At 63.0% G+C, this 17,373-nt stretch carries 16 protein-coding genes; 8 read left to right on the plus strand and 8 right to left on the minus strand.

The features are described 5' to 3' along the window. Positions 1-37 precede the first annotated feature (37 nt). Together mug and LRO94_RS11260 are read right to left on the minus strand one after the other, a co-directional pair. Positions 38-544, minus strand: a complete 507-nt coding sequence (gene mug / locus LRO94_RS11255; protein ID WP_099601896.1) for a G/U mismatch-specific DNA glycosylase — start codon at positions 542-544, stop codon at positions 38-40. Then, positions 541-1,503, minus strand: a complete 963-nt coding sequence (locus tag LRO94_RS11260) for an AraC family transcriptional regulator (RefSeq protein WP_179180080.1) — start codon at positions 1,501-1,503, stop codon at positions 541-543. The genes mug and LRO94_RS11260 overlap by 4 nt, the downstream gene beginning before the upstream one ends. A gap of 100 nt (positions 1,504-1,603) precedes the next feature. Here LRO94_RS11260 and LRO94_RS11265 point away from each other — a divergent pair, with 100 nt between their 5' ends. Then, positions 1,604-2,839, plus strand: coding sequence for an MFS transporter (locus tag LRO94_RS11265; RefSeq protein WP_095186022.1), 1,236 nt, complete (start codon positions 1,604-1,606; stop codon positions 2,837-2,839). 44 nt (positions 2,840-2,883) lie between these two features. Next, positions 2,884-3,717 carry a glutathione-dependent disulfide-bond oxidoreductase gene (gene yghU / locus LRO94_RS11270; protein ID WP_179179210.1) on the plus strand — a complete coding sequence of 278 codons (834 nt, stop codon included), beginning with the start codon at positions 2,884-2,886 and terminating at the stop codon, positions 3,715-3,717. 124 nt (positions 3,718-3,841) lie between these two features. Here the strand turns inward: yghU and LRO94_RS11275 are convergent, their stop codons facing one another. From LRO94_RS11275 to LRO94_RS11285, 3 genes are read right to left on the minus strand one after another with little or no spacing between them, the layout of a single operon-like run. Next, a complete protein-coding gene (locus LRO94_RS11275; protein WP_032888387.1) occupies positions 3,842-4,768 on the minus strand; it encodes a sugar ABC transporter substrate-binding protein in 927 nt (308 codons plus the stop codon). A gap of 19 nt (positions 4,769-4,787) precedes the next feature. Further along, positions 4,788-5,567 (minus strand): TIM barrel protein, encoded by a 780-nt coding sequence (locus tag LRO94_RS11280; RefSeq protein WP_095186020.1) that lies wholly within the window; start codon positions 5,565-5,567, stop codon positions 4,788-4,790. After that, positions 5,564-6,568 (minus strand): Gfo/Idh/MocA family oxidoreductase, encoded by a 1,005-nt coding sequence (locus tag LRO94_RS11285; RefSeq protein WP_179179209.1) that lies wholly within the window; start codon positions 6,566-6,568, stop codon positions 5,564-5,566. Before LRO94_RS11285 ends, LRO94_RS11280 begins: the two co-directional genes overlap by 4 nt. Positions 6,569-6,753: 185 nt before the next feature. On the opposite strand from LRO94_RS11285, the gene LRO94_RS11290 reads away from it, so the two are divergent. Further along, entirely contained in the window at positions 6,754-8,715 is a 1,962-nt protein-coding gene (locus LRO94_RS11290; RefSeq protein ID WP_032888392.1) for a sigma-54 interaction domain-containing protein, read from the plus strand. 707 nt (positions 8,716-9,422) lie between these two features. On the opposite strand, the gene LRO94_RS11295 is transcribed toward LRO94_RS11290, so the two are convergent. After that, positions 9,423-10,472 (minus strand): LacI family DNA-binding transcriptional regulator, encoded by a 1,050-nt coding sequence (locus tag LRO94_RS11295; RefSeq protein WP_179179208.1) that lies wholly within the window; start codon positions 10,470-10,472, stop codon positions 9,423-9,425. A gap of 161 nt (positions 10,473-10,633) precedes the next feature. On the opposite strand from LRO94_RS11295, the gene LRO94_RS11300 reads away from it, so the two are divergent. From LRO94_RS11300 to LRO94_RS11315, 4 genes are read left to right on the plus strand one after another with little or no spacing between them, the layout of a single operon-like run. Next, the gene (locus LRO94_RS11300) at positions 10,634-11,728 is read left to right on the plus strand and encodes a fatty acid desaturase family protein (RefSeq protein WP_179179207.1); all 1,095 of its coding nucleotides are present in this window, start codon (positions 10,634-10,636) and stop codon (positions 11,726-11,728) included. Positions 11,729-11,755: 27 nt separating this feature from the next. Continuing rightward, positions 11,756-12,076, plus strand: coding sequence for a MocE family 2Fe-2S type ferredoxin (locus LRO94_RS11305; RefSeq protein ID WP_032888397.1), 321 nt, complete (start codon positions 11,756-11,758; stop codon positions 12,074-12,076). Between the two features lie 2 nt (positions 12,077-12,078). Further along, complete coding sequence (locus tag LRO94_RS11310) at positions 12,079-13,278, plus strand: NAD(P)/FAD-dependent oxidoreductase (protein WP_179179206.1); 1,200 nt, start codon at positions 12,079-12,081, stop codon at positions 13,276-13,278. A 1-nt stretch (position 13,279) separates the two neighbouring features. Further along, on the plus strand, positions 13,280-14,104 hold the full coding sequence (locus LRO94_RS11315) for a sugar phosphate isomerase/epimerase family protein (protein WP_179179205.1): 825 nt from the start codon (positions 13,280-13,282) through the stop codon (positions 14,102-14,104). Positions 14,105-14,781: 677 nt separating this feature from the next. Here LRO94_RS11315 and LRO94_RS11320 read toward each other — a convergent pair. Further along, a complete protein-coding gene (locus tag LRO94_RS11320; RefSeq protein ID WP_122763606.1) occupies positions 14,782-15,657 on the minus strand; it encodes an undecaprenyl-diphosphate phosphatase in 876 nt (291 codons plus the stop codon). 178 nt (positions 15,658-15,835) lie between these two features. On the opposite strand from LRO94_RS11320, the gene LRO94_RS11325 reads away from it, so the two are divergent. After that, positions 15,836-16,342 carry a GNAT family N-acetyltransferase gene (locus LRO94_RS11325; RefSeq protein WP_032888441.1) on the plus strand — a complete coding sequence of 169 codons (507 nt, stop codon included), beginning with the start codon at positions 15,836-15,838 and terminating at the stop codon, positions 16,340-16,342. Here LRO94_RS11325 and LRO94_RS11330 read toward each other — a convergent pair. After that, complete coding sequence (locus LRO94_RS11330; protein ID WP_032888410.1) at positions 16,320-17,264, minus strand: GlxA family transcriptional regulator; 945 nt, start codon at positions 17,262-17,264, stop codon at positions 16,320-16,322. The two genes, LRO94_RS11325 and LRO94_RS11330, sit on opposite strands and share 23 nt — an antisense overlap. Positions 17,265-17,373 lie beyond the last annotated feature (109 nt).

The raw sequence follows: 17,373 nt of genomic DNA on the forward strand, positions 1-17,373 counted from the left end.
CCAATGCTCTCGGGGTGATGGGCTCAAGAGATTAAGGTTACTCGGTCGCCCGGCGCAATTGTTGATACGCCTGCACCAACTGCTCCAGGCTGAACGCCAGGTTGCGTCCGCTGGGGTTGGGCAGCACCCACACTGACGCACCGCCCAACACCGTTGGCTGCAAGCCCCAGGCGATCTCGCGCTGGCCGCTCAATGCGCTGTAGCCGGGCTTGCCCAGGAACGCTACGAAGCGCGGCGCGCAGTGGCGGATCTTCTGTTCGAAGCCCATCGCGGCCTGGGTGAACTCATGCCGTGCCAATTCGTCCGCGCTGGCCGTGGGGCGTTCCACCAACGTGGTCAGGCCGCAGTGGTAGTGCAACAGCGTGCGGCCGTGTTCGGGGCGGATTTCGTGGGGGGTGAACCCGGCCAGATGCAAGGCGCGCCAGAAGCGGTTGCTGCGGTTGGCGAAGTGCAGGCCGAGGGCGGCGGAACCCTTGCCTGGGTTGATGCCGCAGAACACCACGTTCAGGTGGTCGGCGAGGATGTCTTCCAGCCCGGCGTTCATGCCGAGCTCCTGAAGCCTTGGCGGCTGGCGCCCGGCGGTTGCCCGGTGATGCGTTTGTAGGCGCGACTGAAGGCCGCCTGGGAGGTATAGCCGAGGCGGTACGCGACTTCTTCGATGGGCAGCCGCTCCAGGGTCAGCCACTGGCTGGCGAGGCGCATGCGCAGTTCGGTCACGTAACGCAGCGGCGGTATCCCCAGGGTCGCCTGGAAACGATCCGCGAACACCGAGCGTGAGGTATGACAGTGCGCCGCCAGTTCGGCCACGCTCCAGTCGCGTCCTGGTTGCTGGTGCAGGGCGAGCAGGGCGCCGGCCAGGCGGGTGTCGCGCAACGCGGCCGCGAGGCCCGAAGCATTGGCGCAGGCGCACTCGACCCAGCCCCGCACGATCATCGCCGCCACCACATCGGCCAGGCGCGCAAGGATGCCGGCATAACCGACGCGGGCGCTGGAGACTTCGCGTTCCATCACCGCCAGGATCGGCATCAAGCCGGGGTAACGCTGGCCGCCGGCGTCGATCAGCATCAAGGCCGGCATCAGGTTGCCGAGGCCCTGGATGCTGTCGAGCTCGAACTCCATGCAGGCGCTGAACAGCAGGGTGCTGGGGGCCTCATCGGGCGAGGCATTTACGCCGCACACGGTATCGCCCAGCGGTGCGGCATCGAAGCTGGCGATGTCCTGCACGGGGTCATCCGGTTTGGATAACAGCGCATGGGCGCCACCGTGGGCGATAAACACCGCATTGCCGGCCGACAACTCAAAGAGGCTGCCGTCGTGCAGGCGCAGAGTCGCGCAGCCGGCGGCCAGAAAATGGAAATACGCATGGCCTGGCTTGGCCGCAAAGCTGATGCCGAACACCGGCCCGGCCTGGATGCGCCGGTACTGCACGCCGCGCAGGCGCATGCTGCGCAGCAGCTCATTGATCAGCTCGGAGGACAGGTTGAATGCGTTGTCGACTGGCATATTCGGGGTTTCGGTCAAGAACTCAAGGGTTTGAATCATAGATCATCCTGATGGGCATACCTAGACTGGCCATCACGTAAATGCCTGAGGATGTCCTGTGATGAATGATTGTGTGTCCCATGCCCCTGTCGATGGCAGGGCAGAACCGACCACGCCGGCCTGGATGGCGGTGTTTTCCCTGGCGATGGGCGTGTTCGGCCTGCTCACGGCGGAGTACCTGCCGGCCAGCCTGCTGACGCCGATGGCCTTGGACCTGGGCGTGTCGGAAGCGTTGGCCGGGCAAGCGGTCACGGTCACGGCGGTGGTGGCGTTGTTCGCCGGTTTGCTGGTGCCTGGCTTGACGCGCGGCATTGACCGGCGCCTGGTGCTGTTGGGGTTCTCCACGCTGATGATTGCGTCCAACCTGCTGGTGGCGTTCTCGTCCAGCCTCCTGGTGCTGTTGTTGATGCGCATCCTGCTGGGCATTGCCCTCGGCGGTTTCTGGAGCATGGCGGCGGCCGTTGCGATGCGCCTGGTACCGGCGGCGTTGCTGCCACGTGCCTTGTCGATCATCTTCAGCGGCATTGCGGTAGGTACCGTGGTCGCGGTGCCATTGGGCAGCTACCTGGGGGACCTGTATGGCTGGCGCAGTGCATTTGTGGCTGCGGCCGCCGTCGGCGTGGTGACCCTGGCCTTCCAGCTGTTCACGCTGCCGCGCCTGGCACCCAGCGGCACCGCGCGCCTGCGCACCGTGCTTGATGTACTACTGCGCCCCGGCATTGCCATCGGCATGTTCGGCTGCGTACTGGTGCACACCGGGCACTTCGCGCTGTTTACCTACATTCGCCCGTTTCTGGAAAGCGCCACCGGGGTCGGCACCCAAGGGCTGGCGTTGATGCTGCTGGGGTTTGGCGCGGCGAATTTTGTCGGTACGCTGCTGGCCGGTTGGTTGCTGGTGCGCAACCCGCGGGGAACCCTGGTGTTGATGCCGGTCCTGGTGGGCGTCGCTGCGTTGGCCCTGGTGTTGCTGCCCGCGTCACTGCCGGGTCAGGCATTGCTCCTGGCGCTGTGGGGCATGGCCTTTGGCGGGGTGCCGGTGGCGTGGTCGAACTGGGTGGCGCGTGCGGTGCCGGATCAGGCCGAAAGTGCCGGTGGCATGGTGGTCGCTTCGGTGCAATCGGCCATCGCGGCGGGTGCGGCGGGCGGGGGCGCGATGTTCAGTGCCACCGGCATCGACGGGGTGTTTCTGGGCGCGGGTTGCTTGATGCTGCTGGCGGCCTTGTTGATCGCGCTGCGAGTGCAGGTGCCCCGGCACGCTGCCGCGGGGAGTGTGACGCACCACCCGTCTTTGGTTTAGTCTCAAGCGCTTCGCTGATCGCAAACGCTTCTGGAGCCGTAAGCATGACCGAATATGTACCCCCGAAAGTCTGGACCTGGGAAACCGAAAGCGGCGGCACCTTCGCCAGCATCAACCGGCCCATCGCCGGTGCGACCCACGACAAAGAACTGCCCATCGGCAAGCACCCGTTGCAGCTGTACTCCCTGGCCACGCCCAACGGGCAGAAGGTCACTATCCTGCTCGAAGAGTTGCTGGCCCTGGGGCACAGCGGTGCGGAATACGACGCCTGGCTGATCAAGATCGGCGACGGCGATCAATTTGGCAGCGGCTTTGTCGGCGTGAACCCGAACTCCAAGATCCCCGCCTTGATGGACCACAGCGGCCCCACGCCGATTCGTGTGTTCGAGTCCGGCGCGATCCTGCAATACCTGGCCGAGAAGTTCGGCGCGTTCTTCCCCACCGAGCCTGCGGCCCGTGCGGAGTGTTTGTCATGGTTGTTCTGGCAGATGGGCAGCGCGCCCTACCTGGGCGGTGGCTTCGGGCATTTCTACGCGTACGCGCCGAGCAAGATGGAATACCCGATCAACCGCTTCGCCATGGAGGCCAAGCGTCAGCTGGACGTGCTGGATAAGCGCCTGGCGGTGAGTGAGTACATTGCCGGTGATGAATACACCATTGCCGACATTGCGATCTGGCCGTGGTACGGCGGGTTGGTCAAAGGCCGCTTGTATGGAGCTGCGGAATTTTTGTCGGTGCATGAGTACAAGCATGTGCAGCGCTGGGCCGATGCGATTGATGCACGGCCGGCGGTGCAGCGTGGCCGGCGGGTGAATCGGGTGTCTGGCGAACCCCAGGAACAGTTGGCCGAGCGGCATGACGCGAGCGACCTGGACTGATTGAGATCCAAGTGTGGGAGGGGGCTTGCCCCCGATAGCGGTGGATCAGTCACGGATGTATCAACTGACCTAATGCTATCGGGGGCAAGCCCCCTCCCACACTTGGATGTCCTTATCTTCGATTTTATTTGTAGCGCTGTTCGAACACCGCCACCTGTTCAGGTTTGATGAGTTCGAACGGCACCCACACCTCCGACTCAATCGGCTCACCCTTGATCATCTTGATTGCCGACTCCACGGCCTTGCTCGCCTGGGCCTTGGGGTCCTGGAACACCGACGCCGCCAGCATCCCCCGCTTGACCGCCGCCAGCCCGTCCGGCAAACCGTCGATACCGACAATCGCCACTTCGCCCTTGGCCTTGCCCGATTGCTGCAACGCCATGGCCGCGCCAATCGCCATTTCATCGTTGTTGGCCACGATGGCATCGAACTGCGTGCCCGCCAGCAGCCAGTTGCTGGTTAGGTCCATGCTTTTGCTGCGTTGCCATTCGGCGCTTTGCTGCTCCACCACCTTCATGCCCGGAAACTCCTTGAGCACCTGCTTGGCGCCTTCAGTACGGTCGTGGGTGGCGTTCTGCGCAAGGTCGCCCATGATGATCGCCACGGTGCCCTTGCCGCCGAGTTTTTCCGCCAGGTAGCGCATCTGCAATTGCCCGGCCTCAATGTCGTTGGAGGCCACTGTTACCACGCCCTTGGGCAGCGTGCGTTCATCCGGGTGGCGGTTGACGTACACCAGAGGTGTCTTGGCCGCCACTGCCGCGCGCGTCATGTTGGCGGTGGCGGAGGTGTCCACCGGCAGTACGATGACCGCGTCGACTTTCTGATTGAGAAAACCTTCGACCTGATTGAGCTGGCGCACCACGTCGCCCTGGGCGTCTTCGAACTGGATCTGTACGCCATGCTGTTTGGCGGCACTGTCCAAGCCGTTGCGCACGTAGGTCATGAAGTTATCGTCGACCCTGGCAATGCTCACGCCAATACGGTAATCGGCGAAGGACCATGGGCTGACCAACAGCAACAGCGTGGCAACGATCAATGAATAACGATGCATGAGAGGGGTCCTTTTATTGTTATAGGGTGAACGCTTGACGGAAGCGTTCCAGGGCTAACTCGCTGTCGCCGCTGGCCCAGCCTTCCAGGCCGACGACGCCACTGTAGCCTATGTCGTGCAAGGCCCTGGCGATGGCCGGGTAGTGGATTTCTCCCGTGCCAGGCTCTTTACGTCCGGGCACGTCGGCTACCTGGATTTCACCGATGGCGCTGCCTGCGCGCTGAATCAGTTCGATCAGGTTTCCTTCGCCGATTTGTGCGTGGTAGAGGTCCAGGTTCATCTTGACGTGCGGGCTGCCCACGGCTTCGATCAGCGCCAGCGTGTCCTCGGCCCGGGCGAACGGAACGCCAGGGTGGTCGACTTCGGTGTTGAGGTTTTCCAGCAGGAACACGCGGCCAGCGTCTTCACCCAGGCGTGCAATTTTCTCCAGGGTCTTGCAGGCGCTCAGCCACATGCGGCCGGTGGTCTGGCTCGCGGGCTGCACTGGCAGGCCGCCTTCGCCCAGGCCGGTACCGTGCAGGTTCAGACTGGGACAATTCAGGCGTTCGGCGATGCCCAAGGATTCCCGGGCGCTGTCGAGCAATTGGCGGATGCCATCGGGGTCGGTGAGGGTACCGCTGATGTAGCCAGTCATCGAGGTGAAATCGGCACCGGTGGCCACCAGGGCGTTGATGTCCTTGTTGGTCCAGTCCCAGATTTCGGCGCTGAAGCCCAGTGCATGAATGCGTTTGACGCGCTCGACGAAGGGCAGGTCGAGGAACACCATCTCAGCGCTGATCGCCAGCTTGAACGGGATCATACGGCCACCGCCTTGCCTTGCTCGTACGACGTGATGCACGCACGAGCAATCGCCAGGGCCGCGCGCGCATCTTCGCCGCTGGCCAGGGGTTTGGCGCCAGTGCGCAGGCAGTCGACGAAGTGGTTGAGTTCGGCAATGTAAGCATCGCGCAGCAGGTCGGTGTCCATGCGCTGGGTGTCGGCCTGAATGCCTTGGGCCAGGTAGCGCACCAGGTCGGATTCCTGCACACCGCCCATGGTCAGCATGCCGGCGCTGCCGAAGACTTCGCCGCGCACATCGTAGCCATACACGGCCTGGAAGTTGGCTTCGGCGGTGGCAATCGCACCGTTATCGAAGCGGATCGTGACCACTGCGGTGTCGAGAAAGCCTCTGCTTTTGAATTCCGGTGCGATCAGGGCGTCAGCCATCACCTGTACTGCTACCGCCTCGGCACCGGGGTTGAGGTAGCGCAGTGTGTCGAAGTCGTGGATCAGGGTTTCGAGGAAGATTACCCATTGTGGCGAGTTGGCTGGGTTGTTCAGCGCCGGGTCACGAGTCAGCGAGCGTAGCAGTTGTGGGGTGCCGATACGGCCGGCCAGCACGTCGAGGTGCGCGGTGCGAAAGCTCTTGGCGAAGCGGCGGTTGAAGCCGACCTGCAAGGGCACGCTGGCATCGGCGGCGGCAGCGATGGCGCGGTCGGCCTCATCCAGGGTGATGGCCATGGGTTTTTCGCAGAAGATCCCTTTGCCGGCACGGGCGGCGCTGATTACCAGGTCGGCGTGGCTGCGGGCAGGGGCGGCGATCAGCACGCCGTCGATGTTCGGGTCGTCAAGCAGCTGTTGCGGGTCGGTGTAGACCTTGTCCACACCCAGCTCCGCTGCCAGGCGTGCGGCTTGGCCTGGGGTTGGGTCGGCAATGGCGGCGAGGCTGGCACCGGGGATATGTCGCGCGGCAGTCAGGCCGTGGAAGCTGCCCATGCGACCAGCGCCGATCAAGCCCAGGCGAATGTTCTGTGTACTCATGTGGTGACCCCTTCTTATTGTTGGCCTCAGGACAGTCCTGATGGGCAAAGGGGTAGGAGCAAAGGCTGTGCCAATTTATAAGGTGTTGATAGTTAAGGGATTAAACGAACTAATTAAACAAAAAGTGTTCATTTTGATGACATGTCTATAGTGTCATGTCGAAAATATGAACATGGATAAACGTGATGAGCATGGCGTTCAGCGTACAAGACCTCGACTACCTGACAGCGCTCGGGCCTGCTGCGCTGAATGACGGCCCGGTCGATGCATTGGAGCGGGCGTGGCGGGGTTGCCAGGAGCATTGGGTCGAACGCCCGGCCGACGTCCGCCAGATGATCTGGGATTCCTGGCGCCGCAGCGTCGAGGCAGGTATCGATCCTGCCGACAGCCAGTACCGTTTCGTCGACCCTCACATCCTGGCCGCCACCCTGGCCAGCCACCGCGTGTTGATCGCGGCGGCTGCCCAGGTCATGCATGGCCTGCTGGCCTACAACCCGCGCGGGCATATCAACCTCACCGATGCCGAAGGCACCACCCTGTATTTCTGCGGACTGGACATCACGCCCGTGGGCAGTCGCCTGTCGGAGTCGGTACAGGGCACCAACTGCACCGGCCTCGCCCTTGCCGAAGACCGCCTCGTGTACGTGCTGGCCGAAGAAAACTTCGCTGTCGGCCTGCGCCAGCGCCGCATGCACTGCGCCGCCGCGCCGATCAAGAATGCCCAGGGCCAGACCTTGGCGATGCTCACGCTGACCGCCGAACCCGGATGGTTTCATTTCCATACCCTGGGCACCGTGCAAGCCGCCGCTGAAGCGGTGTCACGGCAGATGGCCCTGCACGCATTGCTGCAAGAACAACAGGCCGTACTCGAAGTCCTTAACGAGGGCCTGGTGGTGCTGGACGAGCGCGGCTGCATCAAGGCGCTCAACCGCTACGCCCGGCAGTTGTTCCAGGTGGGACCGGAGTTGGTGGGCAGCCCCTTCCAGCGTCTGGGCCGCAGTGAATTAAGCGACGCGTTGGGTGAGCCGGTGCGCGACCTTGATTGCACCTTCCACCTGCACGACCGCAGCCAACTGGCGTGCCTGGTCTCGGTGTGTCCGCTTGAACAGGGCGGGGTGATCGTGTCGCTGCGCGAGAACCGGCGCATCCGCGAAATTACTCGGCGTCTTGTCGGCAGCCAGGCGCGCTACACGTTCGACACCATTCAGGGCACGTCGCGGGCCATCCAGGACGCGCTGCACTTGGCGCGCATCGCCAGTCGCAGTGATGCCACCACGCTGATCCTGGGGGAAAGCGGCACCGGCAAGGAGTTGTTCGCCCAGGCGATTCACAACGCCAGCGAACGCTGCAATGGCCCGTTTGTGGCGGTCAACTGCGGCGCGATTCCACGGGATCTGGTGCAGAGTGAACTGTTCGGCCATGTCGAAGGCGCGTTCACCGGCTCGGCCCGTGGCGGCTCGGCGGGCAAGTTTGAATTGGCGGATGGCGGCACTATTTTCCTGGATGAGATCGGCGACATGTCCTTCGACGCCCAGGTCAGCTTGCTGCGGGTGTTGCAGGAAGGTGAAATTGCACGGGTCGGGGCAAAAAGCGCACGGCCAGTGGATGTGCGCATCATCGCCGCCACCCACCGCAACCTCAGCCAGGCGGTGGCCGAGGGCGCATTCCGCGAAGACCTCTACTACCGCCTCAATGTGCTGAACCTGACCGTGCCGCCGCTGCGCATGCGCCGTGAAGACATCCCGATACTGGCGCGGCACTTCCTCACGCGCTGTGCGCGCTCGTTGCGTAAATCGGTGCAGGGTTTTTCGCCGGATGCGTTGGCGGTGCTCTCGGCCCACGGCTGGCCAGGCAATGTGCGGGAGTTGGAAAACGCCATCGAACGGGCGACCAACCTGGCCATGAGCGAGTGGATCCAGCCGGCCGATCTGCCCTTGGAAACCAAGCCTCGCCCGTTGGCCCGAACCTATGAACCGCAACCCGCCCAGGACCTGAGCAGCCACGAAATGCACGCCATCGTCACCGCACTCAAAAGCACCGGCGGCAACATCCGCCTGGCCGCGAAACAGCTGAACGTATCGCGGGGTGGGCTATACAACAAAATGAGCCGATTCGGGCTGAGCGCCGGGGATTTCCGAGGCATATGAGGACTAAGTGTGGGCGGGGGGGCGACGATTGCACTTGCGCTACACAACGCTTAACCGCTGACACCTAACTCTGTGGTGAGCGGGCTTGCCCCACTAAGGTCACCGCAGAGTGCCAGGAACAATCGAGGTGAAGGTTTTGGGGCCGCTTCGCAGCCCAGCGCGGGGCAAGCCCGCTCACCACAGAGGCAAGCTCACCACAGAGGCAAGCTCACCACAGAGGCAAGCTCACCACAGAGGCAAGCTCACCACGGGGGCAAGCTCACCACAGAGGCAAGCTCAGCACAGAGGCAAGTTCACCACAGGGGCAAGCTCACCACAGAGGCAAGCTCACCACGGGGGCAAGTTCACCACAGAGGCAAGCTCACCACAGAGGCAAATTCACCACAGAAGCAAGCTCAAGCTGGGCCGAGGCGTTGAAGCTGCAGGGGTTGATTCGCCAGGTTTGGAACGATTGCCAAACCCGGGTCTGAAGGCGGCATTACGAGAGCGGGCACATTCTTTGTGGTGAGCGGGCTTGCCCCGCGCTGGGCTGCGCAGCAGCCCCAAAACCTGCACCGGGATTTACCTGAAGAAATGCGGTGTTCTCAATGGGGGTCGCTTCGCAGCCCAGTGCGGGGCAAGCCCGCTCACCACAACAGCGCGTTTACCATAGACTCCGCATCCACTGGAAGGTGTGTAGAGACCTAGGCCTGTTCCGGGCAATCGCTTCAGTCACACATATTTTCGGAAGTCACAATCTGCGGCGCTATATACACCCGATGCCGCACCGGATCAAACCCCTCGGCACTCTGCAATTGCACCAACAACTCCACCAGTGCCACCGCCGTCTGCCGTGGCTGCGAGTCCATCACCACATCAACCAACCCCTGGCGCAGCGCCTGGCGAGACAGCTCCGTGGACTCCTGCAAAATGCAGCACAACGCCGGGCGCTTGGGCAACTGTGCCAGGGCGCTGATGATGCCGTCGCCGCCGCCGCCCACCACGCACAGGCCGCGCAGGTCGCTGTGGCGGGTGAGCAGATCGAGGGTGGCTTCTTCGGTGATGTCGCAGTTGTCCAGGTTGATCAGTGGTTCAAGTGGCTTGAGCCCAGGTGCGTGTTCGGCCAGGTAGCTGTGCAGGCCCTCGACCCGTGCCTGATGCCCCAGAAACCGGTGGCCGCCCAATAAAATCCCGACGCTGCCTTTGCGTGCGCCACAGGTGCGGGCGAGTAACCAGCCCATGGTGCGTCCGACCACGTGGTTGTCCTGGCCGACATAAGGTTCCAAGGCGTGCTCGTGGATATCCGAGAGCAGGGCGACCACCGGCACGCCAGCTTCGCGGATCTGCGCCAGGCAAGCATTGATCAGCGGGTGGGCAAAGCTGACCACCGCCAGGGCATCACACTGCACGGCGAGTTGTTCGATCTGCGTGACGATGGCGCTGGGTGTGCGGTCGTTGATGTAGTCGAATTGGCAGGTCAGGTTGGCGGTGCCGTGATGCTCGGCGGCAGCGGCAATCGCCTGCGCCAAGTTGGCATAGAACGCCTGGGCTGTACCCAGCAACAGGATGCCGAAGCGATAAGTGGGCCGGCGTTCGCGGATGCGTTGGCCGATCAGCCGCGCAGCAAAGTAGCCCACGGCTTCGGCGGCCTGGAACACCTGTTCGGCGGTCTGCGGATTAACCGGCGCGCGTGCGTTCAATACCCGGTCGACCGTGGCCACACTCAGGCCCGCCTGGGCGGCGACGGTGGCGATGGTTGGGCGTTTATTGTTGTTCATGACAGCCCCCTTGAGCGTCTTGATAGAAAACTATCAAGCCCCGCTGGGCCTGGATGATAGCTTGATAGGGAATGGATTCAAGGCCTTGAGGGTGATTTAGCTGCGCTCTATCGTTGGTTTCGCAAAGCACCTGAAACCACCGCTTGCGGAGAACAATAACAATGCCCGAACACACCGTTCATAGCGCTCGGCGCGACTACAGCCTCACCGGCCCCGAAGCCGCCCGCGCCGCTGAAAAAGGCCTGGTCTCGGCCAGTTGGTACCAATCGCCGATTTCCCGTAAACGCATGAAAGAACTGATGCAGCGCCGCGACGGCCCAGCCTTGCGCGACACCGCCCTCTGGGTGAGCGCGCTGTTCGCCACCGGCTTCGGCGGCTACTGGTTCTGGGGCACTTGGGCCTGCGTGCCGTTTTTCCTCGCCTATGGGGTGCTCTACGGCACCGCGTCCAACCCGCGCTGGCATGAAACCGGCCACGGCACCGCGTTCAAGACCCGCTGGATGAACGACGTGCTGTACCAGGTCGCGAGTTTCATGTGCATCTTCGAACCCCACGTCTGGCGCTGGAGTCATGCCCGGCACCACACCGACACCATTGTGGTCGGCCGCGATCCGGAGATTGTCGAACCGCGTCCGCCGAGCTTCTTGATGATGTTTCTGAGCCTGTTCAATTTGCCGCTGGCCTGGAAGACCTTCAGCGGGGTGGCGCGCCATGCGGCCGGCCAGATGAGTGCCCAGGAAGCGGACTTTATCCCCGAGTCCGAATGGCCCAAGGTGTTCCGCGCCGCGCGGATCTGGGTCGGCATTTATGCGGTGGTCATCGGCACCGCGTTGTACCTGCACAGCTGGTTGCCGCTGATGCTGGTTGGGCTGCCGAGTATCTACGGCGCCTGGCTCGGCTACCTGTTTGGCCTCACCCAGCATGTGGGCCTGGCCGAAGACGTGCTCGACCACCGCAGCAACTGCCGCACCATCTACATGAACCGCGTGCTGCGCTTTCTCTACATGGACATGAACTACCACCTCGAACACCACATGTACCCGATGGTGCCGTACCACGCCCTTGCGCAGTTGCACGAGGAAATCCGCAATGACTGCCCACCGCCATACGCCACTATTCTCGAGGCGTACAGGGAGATCATTCCGACGATCCTGAAGCAGCGCAGCGACCCGACGTATTTCATCCAGAGGCCGATTGGCCCGAGTGCGGAACCGACTGCCCGCGCCCCAATGCATGCCGAAGCCGCCGCCAGCTGAACCTCATCTATAACAAGAGAAAACGCCATGAACGATCAATGGATCGACGTCTGCGCCGTGGGCGAAATAGACGAAGAAGATGTGCTGCGCTTCGATCACGGGCCGCACACCTACGCGGTTTACCGCTCGGCGGACAATGAGTTTTTCGCCACAGCAGGCCTGTGCACCCACGAGAAAATCCACCTCGCCGATGGCCTGGTGATGGACCACATCATCGAATGCCCCAAGCACAACGGACGCTTTGATTACCGCACCGGCAAGGCCATGGGCGCGCCGGTGTGCGTCAATCTCAAGACCTACCCGGTGCGGGTCGAAGCGGGGCGGGTACTGCTCGCTGTCACGGCGTGATCATGAACGCACCCTTGATCATCGTCGGCGCCGGCCATGCTGGTGGCCGTGCGGCGCTGACCCTGCGCGAAGAGGGTTATACCGCACGCCTGATCCTGATCGGCGACGAGCCGCACTTGCCCTACGAACGGCCGCCCCTGTCCAAGGGGTTGTTGCAGGGCAGCATGGACCTGGCGGGATGCAGCCTGTGCGACAGCGCCCGGCTGGCCGAGTTGGGCATCGAACATATCGCGGGTAACCCGGTCAGCCAATTGGACCCGCTTCAACAGCGTCTGCAATTGGCCGACGGCCAGTGGCTGTCCTACGCCGGCCTGTTGCTGGCTACCGGGGGCAGGGCGCGGCGTCTGCCCCAGGAACAGGCCAACGTGCTGTACCTGCGCACCCACGATGAAGCGCTGGCACTGAAATCCGCGTTGCAGCCCGGCGTGAAACTGGTGATTGTCGGCGGCGGCTTTATCGGCCTGGAAGTGGCCGCGACTGCCCGAGGCATGGACTGCGAAGTCACGGTGCTCGAAGCTGGGCCGCGCCTGGCCGGCCGCGTGTTGCCGCCGGTGATCAGCCAGGCGCTGCTGGATCTGCACCGCCAGCAAGGCGTGGACGTGCGCTTGAACGTGTCGCTGGAATCCATCCATGGCGATGCCGTGCAACTGGTCGACGGGCAGGTGCTGCCGTGTGACCTGGTGGTGGTCGGCATCGGCATGCAACCGAACATCGAGCTGGCCGTGGCGGCGGGGCTGGAGGTGGGGCAGGGCATTCGCGTTGACGCGCATTTACGCACCAGTGCGCCGGGCATCTACGCGGCAGGTGACGTTTGCGAGTTTCGCCTCGGCGGCGAGTACCAACGCCAGGAAACCTGGCGCAACGCCGAGGCTCAGGGGCGGCATGCCGCACTCAATATGCTGGGGCGCGAGGTCCCCTTTGAGGCGATCCCCGGCTTCTGGTCCGACCAGTACGACTGGGGCTTGCAGACCGTGGGCGTGATCACCCCGCACATGATCAGTCGCGTCTTGCCAGCCGGCGGCCTGTTGCTGTTCTACCTCGATGCTGACGCGCGGTTGCAAGGTGCGTGCGGCTGGGCGCCCGGCAACAGCGTCGCCAAGGACATCAAGCTGTGTGAGCGCCTGATCACCGCGCGCACTGTGCTCAACCCGTCCAGCCTGGCGGACCCTGAACTGTCCCTTAAACAATTGCTGCGGAGCTGATATGCGCCGATTCCTAGTGTTCCAATCCCTGTGGGCCATGCAAACCGAGCCCGGCCCGCTTGAAGCGCAGTTGGATCGAATCGCCGCTGCCGGCTTCGACGGCATCACCGATCACTACTGGAAGCCCGCCGCGGTGACACGCCTGCACGCCGCGGCCACGGAGCGGGGCTTACAGATCGAAGGCCAGCTTTTCCCACAGTCGGTGGACGACCTGGCCGCCGCACTGGATGTGATCAGCCGCTACGGCTGCCACCACCTCACCCTGCAAGCCGACGTACGCCCGCGCACCCAGGCCGACGCGGCGCGGCTGGTCGAAGGTTGGCAGCGCCTGGCCGAGCAGGTGGATTTCCCGGTACTGCTGGAAACCCACCGTTATCGCCTGACCAACGACCTGCTGTTCACCCTCGACCTGCTGGCGCAAATGCCCGACTTGAAGTTGCTGGCCGACCTGTCCCACTACGTGGTCGGACGCGAATTGCCCGAACCGGGCGCGGTGGAGGACGATGAACAGATCCGCACGATCCTGCGTCACAGTTGGGGCTTTCATGGGCGCGTGGCGAGCAGCGAGCAGGTTCAGGTCTCAATGGAGTTCCCCCAGCATCACGCCTGGGTCGAACGGTTTACCGGCTGGTGGCGCTACGGTATTGAAGACTGGCTGGCTCGCCCGGACACAGGGCAGAGTCTGTCGTTCACCTGCGAACTGGGCCCGCCGCCGTATGCGATTACCGGTGCGGACGGGCGTGAAATCAGTGATCGCTGGGCCGAGGCGTTGAAGCTGCAGAGGATGATTCGCCAGGTTTGGAGCGATTGCCAAAGCCGGGTCTGAAGACTGCAGTACGAGCGTGGGCATGTTCTTCGTAGTGAGCGGGCTTGCCCCGCGCTGGGCCGCGAAGCAGCCCCAAAACCTGCCCCCGGGATTTACCTGAAGAAACGCGGTGTTCTCAATGGGGCCGCTTCGCAGCCCAGCGCGGGGCAAGCCCGCTCACCACAGAAGCCCGCTCACCACAGAAGCAAGCTCACCGCAGAAGCAACTCATCTCAGAAGCAAACTCACCACAGAGGCAACTCATCTCAGAGGCAAGCTCACACTGGGCCGAGGCGTTGAGGCTGCAGGGGTTGATTCGCCAGGTTTGGAGCGATTGCCAAAGCCGGGTCTGAAGGCTGTATTACGAGAGTGGGCATGTTCTTTGTAGTGAGCGGGCTTGCCCCGCGCTGGGCTGCGAAGCGGCCCCAAAACCTGCCCCCGGGATTTACCTGAAGAAATGCGGTGTTCTCAATGGGGCCGCTTCGCAGCCCAGCGCGGGGCAAGCCCGCTCACCACAGAAGCAAGCTCACCGCAGAAGCAACTCATCTCAGAAGCAAACTCACCACAGAGGTAACTCATCTCAGAAGCAAGCTCACCACAGAAGCAAGCTCACCACAGAAGCAACCCATCTCAGAAGCAACCCCACCACAGAAGCAATCTCCCCACCGAAGCCCGCTCATTCCTTAAGCGCACACCGCCTTACCCGGCCAATAACCCGGTACTCACCGCCACAATCAGGAACACCCCCAGCAGCGCCCGGTAGATTACGAACGGCCAGGTGGAGAACCGCTCCAAAAACTTCATCAGGCCCCAGATTGCAAAAAACGCCGAGACGCTCGCCACCACCAGGCCAAACAACAGGTGTGGCCAGGCGTGGGCCGGCAGGTCGGCGCGCAGCAGCACCCACAGTTCTTTCAAACCGGCCAGGGCAATGGCCGGCAGGCCCAGCAGGAAGGAAAACCGCGCGGCTTCTTCACGTTTGAAGTTGAGGAACAGCGCCGCAGTGAGGGTAGAGCCGGAACGCGACACCCCAGGAATCAACGCGCCAATCTGTGCCACACCGACGATCAGCGCATCGCGCAGGCGCATCTCGCTCATCTCGCGGGTATGCCGGGCACGCAGCTCGGCCGCCGCCAGTAACACCGCCATCACTAGGCAGGAAATGCCGATCACCATCAAACCGCGCAATGGCGAGTTGCAGGCGTTCAACGTCGACGACAACGCCAGGCCGGCGATGCCAATAGGGATCGTCGCCAGCACGATCGCCACCGCAAGCTTGAACCAACGGTCGTTGTAGTCGCCCCGGCGCACCGCCCCGATGCTGCCCGTGGTCACCTGGCGCACATCGCGCCAGAAATAACTGACCACCGCCGCCAGTGCGGCCAACTGCATGGCCGCCGAAAAGGCCGAACCGGGATCCTGCCAGCCGAGCAGGGCGGGCACTACGCGCATATGGGCGGTGGAGGAGACCGGCAGCAGTTCGGTAAAACCCTGGATCACACCGAGGATAAAAATCTGCAGGTAATCCAGGGACGCAAAGCCCACATCCAGGCCGGCGGAACAGACGTTCGTCAAAATACGTGTCCTTCAGAAAAGGGAGACTTCGGCAAAGTCTATTCGAAATGTTTCAGCGCTTCGGCAGGGCCAACGGCTATTTGCAATCGGTTCAGCAAGTAGAAAGGTTCGCCGCGCTATTGGACTGCGCCGAGGTTTTGTGAACAATGGCGCCCTGCGTTTTTTGATCGAGAGCCTAATGCCTGAAACTACAGTGGAACTGATCCAGACCGGCCCTGAAGCATCCGAGTTGATCCGCAATCTTTACCAGTACTACGCCTATGAGTCGTCGGACTGGGAGCAGGAAGATGTCGAGGCGGACGGCCGTTTCTATATCCATGACGAACACCTGACGCGCTACTGGCAAGACCCGCAGTGGAGCGCCAACCTGTTGCTGGTCGACGGCTATATCGCCGGCTTTCTGCTGATCGAAGGCAGTGAGTTGCCTGGCATCGACGCCCTGGAACTGGCCGACCTGTTTATTCTCAAGCGCTATCGCCGCAAAGGCATCGGCCGCGCCATCGCCACCCAGGTGCTGTGCAGCGGCGTATCGGATTGGTTGGTGCGGTTTTATGACCAGGACGAAGTGTCCCAGGCGTTCTGGCGCGCGGTGTTGGACAACCTGCCGCGCCCGGTGCAGACCATCGAGCTGGACGATGAGCCGCAGTTGGTGAGCTATTTGATTACGCGTGCGGCGCTGCATTAAACGCCTGCTGCATCGCTTGGGGCGGTTGCCCGAACGCCCGTAGAAACGCCTGACGCATGCGCTCGCGATCACCGAAGCCGGTTTCGCGGGCCACCACTTCAACCGGGTGACGACTGGTTTCCATCATCGCCCGCGCCGCTTCCACGCGCAGGGCTTCGATGGCCTTGGCCGGGGTTTGTCCGGTTTCTTCGCGGAACACCCGGCTGAACTGGCGTGGACTCAAACGGGCAACATCCGCCAGCGCTTCCACGGACAGGTCATGGGTGAGATTCTCGCGGGCGTAGGCCAGGGCCAGTTGCACGCGGTCGGACTTGGGGTCCAGTTCCAGCAACGCCGACAATTGCGACTGCTCACTGCCGCGGCGCTGGGCGATCACCAGTTTGCGTGCAATGCGCCGGGCGAGGTCGCTGCCCAGGTCGTTCTCCACCATGGCCAACGCCATGTCCACACCGGCGCTCATGCCGGCGCCGGTCCACACTTGGCCGTCCACCACAAACAGTTTGTCTTCCTCCAGATGGATATCCGGGTAGCGCTTGCGAAACGCCGGGGCGTGAATCCAATGAGTGGTGGTGCGCTTACCCTCCAGCAATCCGGCTTCGGCCAGCACAAAGATGCCCATGCACAACGAGGCCACTCGGCGTGATTGCGCCGAAGCGGCCTTGACCAACTCCAGCAGGTTGGCCTCCGGCAGGCGGAATTCCAGGTAGCCGCTGACGATCAGGGTGTCATAGCCCTCGGGCCGAATCGGCGAGGTGTTCACCGAAAAACCCTGGGAGGTCATCACCGCGCCGCCACGCTCTGACACCAGGTGAAATTCATAGGCGGGCTCGCCCCGCAACAGGTTCGCGCACTCGAACACCGAGCCCAGGCTGAGGCTCAGGGATTGAAAGTTCGGGTAAACCATCAGCGCAACGCTGTGCATCGTCATTCTCCAAGGGGCGCGGGAGGATGGATTGTCGGCGCGTGCCGGGTAAACGGCAACCCGCCTCGGGCGATGTCCGGAATCCTTGCGTATCTGACATTGTGAGGGT

Source organism: Pseudomonas sivasensis, assembly GCF_021391435.1.
Classification (GTDB): domain Bacteria; phylum Pseudomonadota; class Gammaproteobacteria; order Pseudomonadales; family Pseudomonadaceae; genus Aquipseudomonas; species Aquipseudomonas sivasensis.